Annotated in this window: 13 protein-coding genes and 1 riboswitch; of the genes, 1 reads left to right on the top strand and 12 read right to left on the bottom strand. The window is 67.9% G+C overall.

The window, feature by feature from the left end:
* From TX88_RS19140 to TX88_RS19120, 5 genes are all read right to left on the bottom strand, one after another.
* Window positions 1-3129, bottom strand: a complete 3129-nt coding sequence (locus tag TX88_RS19140; protein ID WP_044518783.1) for a helicase HerA domain-containing protein — start codon at window positions 3127-3129, stop codon at window positions 1-3.
* The gene (locus TX88_RS19135; protein ID WP_044519583.1) at window positions 3129-3773 is read right to left on the bottom strand and encodes a hypothetical protein; all 645 of its coding nucleotides are present in this window, start codon (window positions 3771-3773) and stop codon (window positions 3129-3131) included. The genes TX88_RS19140 and TX88_RS19135 overlap by 1 nt, the downstream gene beginning before the upstream one ends.
* A 149-nt stretch (window positions 3774-3922) precedes the next feature.
* The gene (locus TX88_RS19130) at window positions 3923-5149 is read right to left on the bottom strand and encodes an NAD(P)/FAD-dependent oxidoreductase (protein ID WP_044518782.1); all 1227 of its coding nucleotides are present in this window, start codon (window positions 5147-5149) and stop codon (window positions 3923-3925) included.
* A gap of 11 nt (window positions 5150-5160) precedes the next feature.
* A complete protein-coding gene (locus tag TX88_RS19125; RefSeq protein WP_044518781.1) occupies window positions 5161-5889 on the bottom strand; it encodes a DUF72 domain-containing protein in 729 nt (242 codons plus the stop codon).
* Between the two features lie 9 nt (window positions 5890-5898).
* Window positions 5899-6480 (bottom strand): hypothetical protein, encoded by a 582-nt coding sequence (locus TX88_RS19120; RefSeq protein WP_044518779.1) that lies wholly within the window; start codon window positions 6478-6480, stop codon window positions 5899-5901.
* 55 nt (window positions 6481-6535) lie between these two features.
* On the opposite strand from TX88_RS19120, the gene TX88_RS19115 reads away from it, so the two are divergent.
* Window positions 6536-7234 carry a DUF998 domain-containing protein gene (locus TX88_RS19115; RefSeq protein ID WP_049925075.1) on the top strand — a complete coding sequence of 233 codons (699 nt, stop codon included), beginning with the start codon at window positions 6536-6538 and terminating at the stop codon, window positions 7232-7234.
* On the opposite strand, the gene TX88_RS19110 is transcribed toward TX88_RS19115, so the two are convergent.
* The 7 genes from TX88_RS19110 to TX88_RS19080 form a co-directional block, all read right to left on the bottom strand.
* Window positions 7202-7435 (bottom strand): hypothetical protein, encoded by a 234-nt coding sequence (locus tag TX88_RS19110; protein WP_409365868.1) that lies wholly within the window; start codon window positions 7433-7435, stop codon window positions 7202-7204. The two genes, TX88_RS19115 and TX88_RS19110, sit on opposite strands and share 33 nt — an antisense overlap.
* A 17-nt stretch (window positions 7436-7452) precedes the next feature.
* On the bottom strand, window positions 7453-8328 hold the full coding sequence (locus tag TX88_RS19105; protein WP_044518776.1) for an oxygenase MpaB family protein: 876 nt from the start codon (window positions 8326-8328) through the stop codon (window positions 7453-7455).
* Between the two features lie 13 nt (window positions 8329-8341).
* On the bottom strand, window positions 8342-8566 hold the full coding sequence (locus TX88_RS19100) for a hypothetical protein (protein ID WP_044518775.1): 225 nt from the start codon (window positions 8564-8566) through the stop codon (window positions 8342-8344).
* A gap of 69 nt (window positions 8567-8635) precedes the next feature.
* Window positions 8636-8968 (bottom strand): TfoX/Sxy family protein, encoded by a 333-nt coding sequence (locus tag TX88_RS19095; protein ID WP_044518773.1) that lies wholly within the window; start codon window positions 8966-8968, stop codon window positions 8636-8638.
* Window position 8969: 1 nt separating this feature from the next.
* Window positions 8970-9359 carry a nitroreductase/quinone reductase family protein gene (locus TX88_RS19090; protein ID WP_044518772.1) on the bottom strand — a complete coding sequence of 130 codons (390 nt, stop codon included), beginning with the start codon at window positions 9357-9359 and terminating at the stop codon, window positions 8970-8972.
* Between the two features lie 19 nt (window positions 9360-9378).
* Entirely contained in the window at window positions 9379-10845 is a 1467-nt protein-coding gene (cycA, locus tag TX88_RS19085; RefSeq protein WP_044518770.1) for a D-serine/D-alanine/glycine transporter, read from the bottom strand.
* Between the two features lie 161 nt (window positions 10846-11006).
* A riboswitch (glycine riboswitch) is annotated at window positions 11007-11105 on the bottom strand.
* Window positions 11106-11368: 263 nt separating this feature from the next.
* Entirely contained in the window at window positions 11369-12160 is a 792-nt protein-coding gene (locus tag TX88_RS19080; RefSeq protein WP_044519581.1) for a lysophospholipid acyltransferase family protein, read from the bottom strand.
* Between the last annotated feature and the right edge of the window lie 155 nt (window positions 12161-12315).

Genomic DNA, 12315 nt, shown 5'->3' with positions numbered 1-12315 from the left:
TCAGCGCGCGGCCGGCTCTCGTTGCGCCAGCGCGAGGACCTCGTCGGTCGTCGGCGGGCTCGGCGGATGGTTGGACAGGCACCACGGCGTCTGGATCTTGTGGAAGGCATTGCCTTCCAACGCCACATAGAACTGGCCGGACCGCAGCTTGCTGATGTCGGGGACGTGGCCGCCCTTCACCCGGGCCATCTCCCGAGCCACGGCGATCTGCGCGGGGGAGTTCAGCAGACCGTAGAACTGCGTCGTGGCATTGCCCGGGATGTGGTTGTGCAGACCGCGTGGAGACTGCGTGGCAAACACCAGTCCCAGCCCGTACTTTCGCGCCTGCGAGGACAGCGCCAGGGTGCTGTGCGTCGAGGCGGTCGTGTGACTGGACGGCGCGAAGTTCTGCGCCTCGTCCATCACCAGCAGCCCACCCAGCGGCCGGTCGCCGGCCGGGTTGCGCTTGATCCAGGCGAACAGGGCCATCTGCAGCTGGTTGACGAACCCTTCGCGCTGTTGATCGCTGGTCAGGCCGACCATGCTGATCACCGATACCCGGGCCCGGTGGCCGGGTGACGGCGTCAACAGCACCCCGGGGTCCGCGGCAGTCCCGGAGCCACCGAACAGCGGATCGTTGACGGTCGCGGCCCGAAGGTTCTGGGCCAGTTCGGTGGCCAGTTTGTGCGCCCCGCTCAGTGCGCTGACCTCGGGGGGGAGATTGCCGAGCAGGTCGATGAAACCGCCCAGTGACACCGACGGGCTGGCACCGTAGAACCGCAGCGCCTCGCGCAGCACCGCGCGGGACCGCTCCGCCTTGGCGGTGTTGCCGGCGATCAGGGCGCGGGGTTCCAGTGCGGCGACGGCGGATTCGACGGCGTCGGAGAACTCGTCGGCGTCATCGATGACGCTCGCGAAGTCGGGGAGTGGCTGGAAGGACAGCGGGCGGCCGGTCGACCGGCCCGGCGTCCACACCACGACCTCGGCGTTGTCGAAGTACGCGTCGGCGCGTTCGTCGTCGGCCGGGTTCCATCCCGGCGGACTGTCGGGCCAGCGGGCGCCCAGCCGGGACAGGTCGTTGTTGGGGTCCAGCACGATCGACGACACGCCGCGCAGCGCGCACTCCTCGACCAGGCGCCGGATCAGCACGGTCTTGCCCGATCCGGAGCCGGCGAAGATCGCGGTGTGCTTACGCAGCGCGGCCAGATCGACCGCCACCGGGCGCCCGCCGGGGCTGTCCAGGCCCAGGGTGACGGCGGTGGGCGAATGTTCGATCACCGGCGCGGGCGGCGCTACCCGGATCGGTCCGGTCGCGAGCTCGGCCTCCACGTCGATCTGGGCCGGTGGCGGCGGATCGCCCGCGATGTCCCCGAGTGCGGATCGCAGCCAGCCGATCCCGTGGGCAGGGCGGCGCCGGCGCAACCACTCAGGCAGATCGGGGTGATTGTCGTCGATCAGATCGCGCAGCGCCGTCATGGTGCGCACGTCGTCCTCGTTCATCGGCAACACCCGGCCGCCGGCCGCCTCGAACTCGGCGATCACCACCGCGGTTTTCGCGCCCTTCGGCCACGCGGTGTTGCGCAGCAGGAACAGCCGGCGCCGGTCAGGGTTGAAACCTGTTGCTTCCCAGGCTTTCCGAATCCTGTTCTGCACCGCGACGGCATTGCCGGACGAGATGGCGCGGAATGCCCAGTGCCGCTCGTCGTCGGTGGCGGCGTCGAGGGTCTGGCGCAGCCGCCCGTGCAGCACCACCCGCTGGCCCGGCAGCGGATCGGGGCGAAACGCCTGCCCGGCCTCGCCGAGCTCGGTGATCCACGCGTCCAATGCCGCCGACAACAGGCCGGGCATCGTGGTGTCCTCGCCGTCGGGGTCGAGCGCGGCGACGGTCACCGCGCGGCGCCGGTAGTCGGCGAAGCGGCGGTCCAACTCGCCGGTGTCGCCGGCGGCGGTGCCGCCCCCAGCGGGTTCGTGTGGTTCGGCCACCTCACCGGTGAGTTGGGACAGCTCTTCGATCGTGTCGCGGTCCAGGCAGCGGCGGACATGGGTGTCGGCCCGCTTGAGCAGTTGACGCGGCGTGTACTGGGTGGCCTCGTCGAACGCCGAGGGCAGGATCGGCCAACTCGGGTACGGCGCGGTGAATCCGATCGACGCGTAGCTGGCGGTGAACCGCCGTTCCAAGATGGCGCGGCCGACCTCGGGCGTCGGCAGGCCCTGCAGCAGAGCGGTGGTCCGGAACCGATCCTGGACCGTGGCGGTGGCCCGGTCCTGGATCGCCTCCCAGGCCGCGGGAAGGCAGGCCACCACACCCACTGTGCGCCGCATGGTCTGGCGGATCGACATGAGCCCGTGCGCGATGTGCTCCAGGTCGCGGTTGTCCGGCGCAGCGCCGACGGCGTCCGTGCGATCGACGGACTGGGCCAGCAGCGTGTCGATCTGGTCGAGGGCCAGCACCGACGGCCCGGCCAGCGCGATCAGCCGGGAGATGTCGCGTACCGATTCCTGCGGGGTGAGCACCGGTGCGGGCAGCCCCCAGGCTTCCCGTTCGCCGTTGCCGGTCAGGAACGCCTCGCCGACGTCCTGCAGCTCGAGGTCCCCGGCACCCAGCAGCACCAGGGCGCGCAGGGTGTGGTGCGCGCGCTTGACGGTGTGGCGGTGGACCTTGTGCAGCGAGTTGACGAAATCGTTGAGGATCTCGGGCGTCAGGTCGTCGTCGCCGATCACGGCGCGACGATTGGCCCGGGAGATGTGGGCCACCGAGGACAGTTCCCACAGCAGATCTTTGAGTTGGGTCTCGCGCTCGCTGCCCGGCCGGCCCAGGCTTTCCAGGATGCCCGCGCGGGCGGACTGCCAGAAGCTGGCCGCGTCCAGAAGTTCGACGAGGAAGAAGAAACCGCCGCCGGTCTGCACCTGTTCACGCACCTGACCGAGCAGGTGGGTCTTGCCGGATCCGGCCGGGCCGCGGACCACCACACCCAGCGGGCTGGAGTCGGTTTCCCGTTCGGCATCGCCGAAGGCCGCCATCACATCGGCCATCGGCCGGTCGTGCAGCCCGCGCACGTGCAGCGCGCCCTGCGAGTGCCACAGGTCGTCGGCGGTGGGCGCCCAGGTCAGGCGGAGCGCGCTGAGCGCTTCGCGGTGCTGTAACTCCATCAGGACTCGATCGCGATCAGGTGTTTGTCCTGGTTGCCTATCTCCACCGCGGCTTCGCGGTCTGCGGGGGTGAGCACCTTCTGGTTCTCCTCGGGGATCAGGCTGACGCCGGGTTGCTGATAGAGGCTGATCAGGGCGGCGTCGACGGTGGGGCGGGGCAGCCCGGGTACGGCCTGACGCAGCCGCAGCAGGCTCACCCAGCCTCCGGGCCGGGCCGTCAGCCCGGCATAGGCGGTTCGCAGCTGGATTTCGGGACCGGCTTCGGGAGCCGGCGCGGACGGCTGGGCGGGCACCTCGGCGGGCAGGAACACGTCGGCGGGAACGAGGTCGGCGTGTTCGAAATAGCGGTGCAGCGCACCCAGCAGCGTGTAGAGGGCCTTGCCCTGCCCGGTGGACCGGGGCGGCGCGTCGGCCTCGAACAGGGATCGGCACAGCGCCCACCCTGTGTCGGTCAATTCGTGGACGAGGGGCCGGGTGCCGGTGGACTCGATCAGGCCCAACCGGTTGAGCCGGTCGCGCTTCGGCTTGTCGAGTTTGGGCCCGAGCCGCTCCAGCTCGGCGTTGGGCACCGGGCGTGACTCGGCCATCAGTACCAGCAGGACTGCCTGCTCGGTGCCGGACAGCTCGTCGGGTGCGACATTCACCGGATGCTCACCTTCCTGCTGTCGTGGGTGCGGCACGCGGGCGCCGATGCCGGCACGTGTCTCAAGCACGTTAGCGCGTACTCCCGACCGCGCGAGAATGTTGTTGCGCTGCACGGATTTAGCGCACCCGGCAGGCGCGGTGCCCCCAGCTACCCGGTCGACAGTGGCTGGGCCGGGTCGGCGATACGTTTCGGATCGACCGGCTCGGCCGACCGGATCAGCGCCTTGACGTCGTCAAGGACATCCCACACGTTGACGTTCATCCCCGCCAGAACACGGTTGGCTCCGTCGAGCCAGAAGGCGATGAATTCACGTCCAGCAACGTCACCGCGGAAAACCACTCGCTGATATTCGGGCGCATGGCCGACGTATTCCATGCCGAGGTCGTACTGATCGGTGAAGAAATAGGGCAGTTCGTCGTACTCGGCAGTTTTGCCCAGCATCCCCGCGGCCGCCACCGCGGGCTGCTTGAGGGCGTTGGCCCAGTGCTCGGTGCGGATGCGCACGCCGAAGAACGGATGTTGTGCGGCGGCGATGTCGCCGACGGCGAAGATGTCGGGATCGCTGCTGCGCAACGACGCGTCGACGAGCACTCCGCCGTCCGCGATGGCCAGGCCGGCCTGTTCGGCCAGTCCGATGTTCGGTGCCGCGCCGACGGCGATCAGCACCGCGTCGGCGGTGACGGTGGAGCCGTCCCCGAGTCGCAGACCGGTGGCGGTGCCGTTGTCGGTGGTGACCTCCTTCACCGACTGGTCCAGCCGCAGATCGACCCCGTGTTCGCGGTGCAGTTGCGCGAACACCTCACCCACCTCGGCGCCGAGGGCGGCCAGCAGCGGCAGGTGTGCGGACTCGACGACCGTGACGTTCACGTCGCGGCCGCGCGCGCCCGCGGCGACCTCCAGTCCGATCCATCCGGCGCCCACGACGGCCAGCGTCGAACCCGGGGTCAGCGCAGCGCTCAGGGCCGCCGCATCGTCGAACGTGCGGAGATAGTGGACTCCGGCGGCGTCCGATCCCGGGATCGGTGGTCGGCGTGACGAGGATCCGGTGGCCAGCAGCAGCTTGTCGTACCCGACGCTGGTGCCGTCGGGCAGCGCGAGCGTGTGCTCGGCGGCGTTGACGGCGGTGACCTCGGTCCCCAACCTCAGCTCGACGTTGTGGTCGCGGTACCAGGACGCCGGATCGACGGTGAAGTCGTCGAGCTTCTTCTTTCCGGCCAGGTACTCCTTGGACAGCGGTGGACGCTCGTAGGGGAGCTGGTCTTCGGCGGCGAACAGCACGACATGCCCGTCAAAGTCGTTGTCCCGCAGAGCTTCAGCAGCCTTGGCGCCCGCCAGGCCACCGCCGACGATCGCGAATGTGGACGACGTTGTCATGCCAACTCAGCCTACTCGCCCGACACCAACTGCTTCAGTGTTCGGGCGTTGCGTACCGCATGACCACCGAGATCGTTGTTGAAGTACACGACGACGCGGTGGTCGTCGCGGTCCCACTGCCGGATCTGCTGCGCCCACCTGCTCAGCTCGGCATCCGAATAGGAACCGGCGTACATGCCGTCGTCGCCCGGACCGTGCATCCGGACATAGACCAGGTCACCGGTGACCACCGGACGGCAGGTCAGCCCGGGGCCGCTCATCACGACATACGCCGCGCCGAAGCGCTGCAACAGCGCATCCACGGCAGGGTCGTGCCACGAGGGGTGGCGCAACTCCATCGCCACCCGGATCTGGCGGGGGAGTTGGGACAGGAAACCGGTGAGCAGTGCGTCGTCGCGCTCCAGTGCGGGGTGAAGTTGGACCAGGAGCGCCTCGCTGTGTGCGCCCAGCAATTGCCAACAGCGCTCGAACCGCGGCGTCCAACTCTCCGGTGACCGCAGCCGCCGGTAGTGGGTCAGGCCACGAGGCGCCTTGACCGACATGGTGAAACCGCTCGGCAACTGCTCGCGCCACCCGGTGAACGTGGTCTCAGCGGGCCAGCGGTAGAAGCTGCCGTTGAGTTCCACGGTGTCGAACTCGGTGGCGTAGTGGGCCAGCCGGGATCTCGCCGGTGTGCCCCGCGGATACAGCACGTCGGTCCAGTGGTCGTATGACCAACCCGAGGTGCCGATCCTGATCATGAGCCATCGCTAGGGGACGTCTGTGTAGTGCAGGGTGTAACCCTCGGCGGAGAAGGTGAAACCTCGGCCGGTCACCTCCCGGACGCAGGACACCCCGGACTGCTCCTGGACGTTGCAGCGGAATCCGGCCACTGCCAGCACCTTCCCGAACGGCAGCGCGACGGCGGCCGATTGCGCGAATTCGGGCTGTGCCAGGTTGGCGAACTGGGCGTCGTTTTCCCGGTCGAGCACAAGGGCATTCGGTGCTGCCGTCCCGCCGGTCGCGTCGGGCACCTCCTCGGGTGCTCCCGCCACCGCCATCGCCGATGTGCCTCCTGCCGGTTGGCAGCCGGCGCGATCGCGGGGCAGGATCGCGCACTGCCACCGACCGCTCGGGGTGCTGAAGTAATAGGCCTTGTGGCCGTTCACCTCGAGCTCGTAGTCGGCGGCGTTGACCAGATGCGCGGTGCCGAACGCCGGTGGCGCCGCGGTGGTGCTCGTGGGCGGTGGCGACGCGGCATCGTCGGTATTGACGACGGTTCCCGACGCGCATCCGGCGAGTGCGGACGCGGCGGCTCCAAAGATTGCACACCTGACGAGGCAAGCCTTCACGACGCAAGACCCTAGTCAATCGTCGCGGCCGCCCGGACGGTAGCGTCGAATTTCCGTGACACCTGATGCCCGCCCCGCGGCCTCCCTGCTCACCACGGCACTGCTCGCCGCCGGGGTGGTGGCCGGATTGTTGATCTCGACGGTTTCGCTCACCCTGGCGTTCACCCGTCCCGGTTTCGACGTGGCCCGGCATGCCAATTCCATGCTGGTTCTCGGGGATTGGGGCTGGGTGCAGACCGCGAACTTCATCGTGTGCGGGCTGTTGCTGATGGCGTTCGGCGTCGGGATCTGGCGTGTGGTCTCGGGTGCGCTGTTCGGCCGGGTCGCGGCGGTGTGCGTGACGCTCTACGGGCTGCTGGCCGGTGTGGTGGTGGGGCTCAATCCGACCGATCCCGGGTTCGGGTTCCCACCGGGGGCGCCGCAGGGCTATTCCGGGGTGGCGGAGCTGAGTACCTCGGCGAAGATCCACGGCGTGGCCGGCGGGCTCGGCTTCCTGGCCGCGACCTGCGGATGCTTCGCGCTGGCAAGGTATTTCGCCCGCACGGGGGACCGGGTCTGGATGGTGGTGTCGGCGGGGGTCGGCGTCGCGGTGTTGTCGGTGGGCGTCTACCTGGGCCTCAACGCCGGCGTACAGACGGAGACGTTCAACTACGTGCCGACATGGATCAGTGGTGCGGCGTTGTGGCTTTTCGTCGCGGCCGTGGCGGCGCGGCTGCTGCGCTCACAGCGCGACGCACACGTCGGCGCCCAGTAGCAGCACCGGCCACAGCAGCGTCACCTGGCCGAAGGCCACCAGATCGGCGCCGGCCGGGAACTTGGTCAGCAGGCTCGATTCGATGAGCTGCACCTGTTCGGGATGGAAGAACGTCCAGACCAGTCCGATCACGAGGTAGGGCAGGGCCAGCCACATCAGCGTCTCGAGCACCTGCTCGACGCTGGCTTTGTGGCCCAACATCCGGCGGATCCGGTGCATCAGATCAGGGCCTTGTCGGCCGACACGCGGCGGCGGACGTCGGCCAGCAGCAGGTAACTGCCGCCCTGGCGGACGAACACCGGCAGGAAGCGGTTGCCGAAAGCCACCGCCAGGAACAGCCATTCGAACAGCCGCTGCCGGCCGCGGCCCCAGCCGAAGCCGACGGCGTCGCGGAACACCGGGGCAAGGAAACCGGTGGTCAGGAATTTCAGCAGTGGCCGAAACGGGATCCGTAGCAGCGGATTGATCATCCGCAGGTCGACCAGGTCGTGCAGATACCGTCTGACGACGTCGTCGATCCGCACCCGGCTGCACGCGGTGTCCCAGTACGTGTCGAACTCGGCCCGCGTCGCAGGCCACTGCTCAGGGCTGACCTGCAACGTGGTGCCCAGCGTCGCGGCGGATCGATAGAACTGCTCGGCCTGGGCATCCGTCATCTCACCCCGCAGCAGCTGGTAGACATCTTCCAGCCCGACGAACAGGCAGGCGGCCACCCACAGCTGCAGGTCACGGTCAAAGGCGTTGTACTGCACGGGACTTGCGGGCCCGGATCGGACCTGCCGGTGAGCAGCGTCCACGGCATCGCGGAACGCCGCCCGATCCTCGGGGTTTCCGAGGATGGCCACGGCCAGATAGCTCAGTGTGGTGCGGGCCCGCTTCCACGGGTGTTTGAGCAGGTTGCCGGAATCGACGGTGCTCTCCACAACCCCGTAACCCACACCCGGCGAGGACAGCTGCATGATCACGTTGGCCGCGCCGGCGGCGAAGCCCCACAGGTCCATCGCATCGGCGATGGTCACATCTTCGTCGGACCAGCGAGCTGTCCGTCGGGTGATCGAGATGCGGTTGGCGGAAGTGGTGTCGCCGAGAGACATGCGCCGGCTCCTCTCAGCTCATGCACACGTTGGTGAACAGCAGGACCGGCCAGGAGACGATGGAGCCCAGAAAGGACACCACGGCGTCGGCCCCGTCCATTCCGGCCAGATGGCTGGTGTGGGTGAGCGACCAGATCAGGCCGATGAGCAGGTAGGGGACCGCGAGGATGATGGCGGTGCCGATCCACTCGGCGATGGTCATCTGGAAACCGAGGATCTTGCGTACTGCGGTCAGCATGTGAGCGGGCCCCCGTCGTTGTCAGGCACGCTCTATGTTAATGGTGATTCTCATCGGCCGCGGCGGAAATTACTTGGGCGGCAGCCCCTTGGCGAAATCGATGCCGCGGGCGACCCAGGACTGGAGCTGCCGCCGGGTCTTGATGCCGGGGCCCGCGATCCGCAGCCAGCCCCGCATCTCGCGCCCGCCCATCACCATCGGTTCGACGTGATCGCGCCGCAGCAGGTTCTCGCCGTCGTCTCGCGAGACCCGCACCATCAGGCCGCCTTCGCGGGTCGCTGCGACGGCCATGTTGCCGTTGACCAGGAAAGCCAGCCCGCCGAACATGCGTCTCTCGTCGAGGCCGCGCTCGGTTGCCGTCAACTCGCGGATGCGATCGGCCAGGTCCGGGTCGAAGGCCATGTCAGTCGAGGTCGATGCGGAGGGTGAGTAGATCGCTGCCCATGGCCCGGACCACCGCACTGTTGAGCGTGGGCAGCTCCTTGAGCCGCGCGACCGGGTCGTCGTCGGGCAGCAGGTGCGCGGTCCCGGTCCGCCAGCGGCCGTTGATCCGGAGCCGCACAGCAGGATTGGCCTTGATGTTGAGCACGTAGTGGGACCGGTCGCCGTGCTCGGAGACCATCCAGAATTGGTCGCCGATCACCCGGCCGCCCACGGCGGTGTGCCGTGGTTCGCCGGATTTCCGGCCGACCGTCTCCAGCATGGTGACGGGCAGTTGGCGGCCGACCGGATTGACGATGCGGCGTTGGGCGCCATGGACGATGCGTCGCTTCAGATCACGAAGATCCACCATGGCGCCACCCTACCGAGCGTCAGTCCGAATCCGTCGACTTGAGTTCGGCGCGGAATTCGGCTTCGCGGGCCAGATGTTGCGGGCGACGCCGCAGCACCAGCCAGGCGATACCGAGTACCAGGAACCACACCGGCGTCACGAGTTCGGCCTGCAGGGTGTCTTCCTTCAGGGCGAACGCCACGATCAGGAAGGCGAAGAAGGCCAGGACGACGTAACACATCACGATGCCGCCGGGCATCTTGAACTTCGACGCCTCGTGCAGTTCCGGCCGGCGTTTCCGGTACACGAGGTAGCTGACCAGGATGATCGTCCAGACGAAAATGAAACACAGCGACGAGATGGTCGTGACCAAGGTGAAGGCCGCGACGATCGAGTCGCCGGCGGCGACCATGACCACACCGGACAGCAGGAACACCCCGGACAGGAACAACGCGTTGGCCGGCACGCGCCGTGAGGTGAGCCGGCCGAACAGGCGCGGTGCATCACCTTCGGTGGCCAGGCCGTAGACCATCCGGGAGGTCGAGTAGATACCGGAGTTGGCCGACGACGTCGCCGAGGTCAGCACCACGAAGTTGACCACCGACGCGGCGATTCCGAGGCCGGCCAGGCTGAACATGGCCACGAACGGGCTGAGTTTGGGATCGATCTCGCGCCACGGCGTGACCGCGATGATGATGGTCAGGGCGGCGACGTAGAAGAGCATGACGCGCACGGGGATCGAGTTGATCGCCTTGGGCAGGTTGCGTTCCGGGTCCTTGGCCTCGGCGGCAGTGGTGCCCACCAGTTCGATGCCGACGAACGCGAAGGTCGCGATCTGGAAGCCGGCCACGAATCCCATTGGGCCGGTGGGGAAGAAGCCGCCGTCGTTCCACAGGTTGGCGAAGGAGGCCTGGGCACCGGTGGGCGCTTGGAAGCTGGTGAAGATCATGACGAGGCCGATGATGATCAGCGTCACGATCGCGACGATCTTGATCAGGGCGAACCAGAACTCGGTCTCGCCGAAGGCCCGCACGGTCGGCAGATTCAGTCCGATCAGCACCACGACCGTCGCGAGTGCCGGTATCCACAGCGGAAGGTCCGGCCACCAGAAGGCCACGTACCCGGCGATCACCACCACGTCGGCGACGCCCGTGACGATCCAGCAGAACCAGTAGGTCCAGCCGGTGAAGAACCCCGCCCACGGGCCGAGCAGGTCGGCGGCGAAATCGGCGAAGGACTTGTAATGCAGGTTGGACAGCAGCAGCTCGCCCATGGCCCGCATCACGAAGAACAGCATGAAGCCGATGATCATGTAGACGAACAGCACCGAAGGGCCGGCCAGCGAGATGGTCTTGCCGGACCCCATGAACAGGCCCGTGCCGATCGCACCGCCGATCGCGATCAGCTGGATGTGCCGGTTGGAGAGCTGGCGGGAAAGATGCTGTGGCTCGCCGGACGATGCGGGCGATTCCGCTGAATCAGCGGACAGATCACTGGATTGGGACATAGCAACCTAAGGATCTCAGGCCCCATGGGGAGCGCGGACTGCGGGCGCCTCCCCGCTCTGTCGTTTTGAACCTGAGAGTTTTCACGAACCGCCGCTGCCGGCGCTTCACCTGCCCCTTCGGTGAGCCGGTCCTGGACTGGCCGACTGCTTTCCAGAGGTGCCTAGTCGCGGCGATACGGGGGCCTGAGAGATTCCTGGGGAGGATTTGCTCCTGCGGCGCCCGCCGGCTGGATGGGGCGGGACTCTCCCGCCGCGACTCAACGGCGTCTTGAGTTGTGAGCCACCCCGAACCCGGAGTGTGCCGCGCGTCACGTTAGCAGCCGAGTGCGGATCGCGCACCCCCATGGGGACCGTGCGTCATCCGCGCGTCACCCACGCACGCCGAGCGACCGTGTCTGTACGGTGACCCGCCGTCACCTGCGTACACACCCGGTCGCTCGCGCAGTGGCTCTCCTTACGCGGCGGCCGTCGAGAGCTTGGCGGGGCCGGTTCCAGCGCCTGGGCGCCGGCAGCTTCTGCGCTGCTAACCCAATACCGGGAACCGGCGTTGTGAGGCGAGCCGGTCCAGCGCCGTCTGCATGACATCTCGGATGTGCGCGTCGACATCGCCGACGTCCGGATCGGCGCCGAATCGTGCGGCAATGTCGATCGGAGGGAGGACCTCGGTGACGATCTTGGTCGGCAGGGGCAGGTTGGGCGGGACGATGATGCTGAGGCCGAACGGGACCCCGATGCTGACCGGCAGGATGTCCAGGCGGAAGCGGGGCAGCCCGAGCCGCTTGGCCAGCCAATTACCCCGCGTGAGGAACAGCTGGCTTTCCTGGGCGCCGATCGAGACAGTCGGCACGATCGGGACCCCGGCGGCGAGCGCGGTGCAGACGTATCCGGTTCGCCCGTTGAAGTCGATGGTGTTCGCCTCGGCGGTCGGGCGGTAAGCGTCGTAGTCCCCGCCGGGAAACACCAGGACGACCGCTCCGGCATCCAGGGCAGCCGCGGCATTCTCGCGGCAGGCGTGGACCACCCCGAGTCGCCGGAACAAATCTCCTGTCGGCCCGAGCAGCACGCCGTAGTGGGCGAGCGTGTACAGCGGACGGTCGTATCCGAAATGGTGGTAGAACTCCGGTGCGAAGACCAGGACGTCGGGTGTCAGCATGCCGCCGGAATGATTCGCGACCACGAGCGCACCCCCGCGGCCCGGAATGTTCTCGAGGCCCCTGACCTCGGAGCGAAACCACCACTTCGCTATCGGGCCGGCCAACGACTTCACCTGCTGTGTGACGACCGGGTCCCATTGATCGAGTTCCGTTCCGTCCATCGTCACTTTCCACTCTGCCCGACAAGGGCTGCCCCGGATCGACTCCGCTGAAGCGCTGATGGGCAGATTTCCCCGAATACCCGATTTCTAAAAAGCGTCCGCCGTTGCGACCAGGGTCACAACGGCGGACGGCAGTTTTGGCGGCGAGCTCCGCG

The organism is Mycolicibacterium septicum DSM 44393 (genome assembly GCF_000455325.1).
In the GTDB taxonomy this organism is placed as follows: Bacteria; Actinomycetota; Actinomycetes; order Mycobacteriales; family Mycobacteriaceae; genus Mycobacterium; species Mycobacterium septicum.
This window is presented reverse-complemented; position numbering and strand designations above follow the sequence as displayed.

Excerpts from the sequence above, each read along its gene's own strand:
- TX88_RS19130 (WP_044518782.1), bottom strand. The coding sequence starts at position 5,149 with ATGACAACGTCGTCCACATTCGCGATCGTCGGCGGTGGCCTGGCGGGC.
- TX88_RS19100 (WP_044518775.1), bottom strand. The coding sequence starts at position 8,566 with ATGCTGACCGCAGTACGCAAGATCCTCGGTTTCCAGATGACCATCGCC.
- TX88_RS19125 (WP_044518781.1), bottom strand. The coding sequence starts at position 5,889 with ATGATCAGGATCGGCACCTCGGGTTGGTCATACGACCACTGGACCGAC.
- TX88_RS19110 (WP_409365868.1), bottom strand. The coding sequence starts at position 7,435 with ATGTTGGGCCACAAAGCCAGCGTCGAGCAGGTGCTCGAGACGCTGATG.
- TX88_RS19105 (WP_044518776.1), bottom strand. The coding sequence starts at position 8,328 with ATGTCTCTCGGCGACACCACTTCCGCCAACCGCATCTCGATCACCCGA.
- TX88_RS19090 (WP_044518772.1), bottom strand. The coding sequence starts at position 9,359 with ATGGTGGATCTTCGTGATCTGAAGCGACGCATCGTCCATGGCGCCCAA.
- cycA (WP_044518770.1), bottom strand. The coding sequence starts at position 10,845 with ATGTCCCAATCCAGTGATCTGTCCGCTGATTCAGCGGAATCGCCCGCA.
- TX88_RS19095 (WP_044518773.1), bottom strand. The coding sequence starts at position 8,968 with ATGGCCTTCGACCCGGACCTGGCCGATCGCATCCGCGAGTTGACGGCA.
- TX88_RS19140 (WP_044518783.1), bottom strand. The coding sequence starts at position 3,129 with ATGGAGTTACAGCACCGCGAAGCGCTCAGCGCGCTCCGCCTGACCTGG.
- TX88_RS19080 (WP_044519581.1), bottom strand. The coding sequence starts at position 12,160 with ATGGACGGAACGGAACTCGATCAATGGGACCCGGTCGTCACACAGCAG.